The sequence below is a fragment of the Marinobacter sp. UBA2498 genome, from assembly GCF_002341575.1.
GTDB lineage: Bacteria > Pseudomonadota > Gammaproteobacteria > Pseudomonadales > Oleiphilaceae > Marinobacter > Marinobacter manganoxydans.
Window position 1 is genome coordinate 1 of sequence record NZ_DDOI01000129.1, and the last position, 246, is coordinate 246.

Sequence of the window (246 nt, forward strand, 5' to 3'; positions counted from 1 at the left end):
CGCGGGTCTGGGACATCTGGAAAGTTTCCATCACCACGCCCTGGCCGGCAAATGCTGCGTCGCCGTGCATGATAATCGGAACGACCTTGGTGCCCTCATTGTCGTTACGGCGGGTTTGACGAGCCCGGACAGAGCCCTCAACAACCGGAGAAACGATTTCAAGGTGTGACGGGTTAAACGCCATTGCCAGGTGAACTTCGCCACCCGGCGTCATCACGTTGGATGAGAAGCCCTGGTGGTACTTCA

1 protein-coding gene is annotated in these 246 nt (G+C 57.7%); it reads right to left on the minus strand.

Annotation, left to right across the window (positions count from 1 at the left end; genetic code table 11):
- A partial coding sequence (locus B2W52_RS17890; RefSeq protein ID WP_286803837.1) for a thiamine pyrophosphate-dependent enzyme occupies positions 1-246 on the minus strand: 246 nt, incomplete at both ends.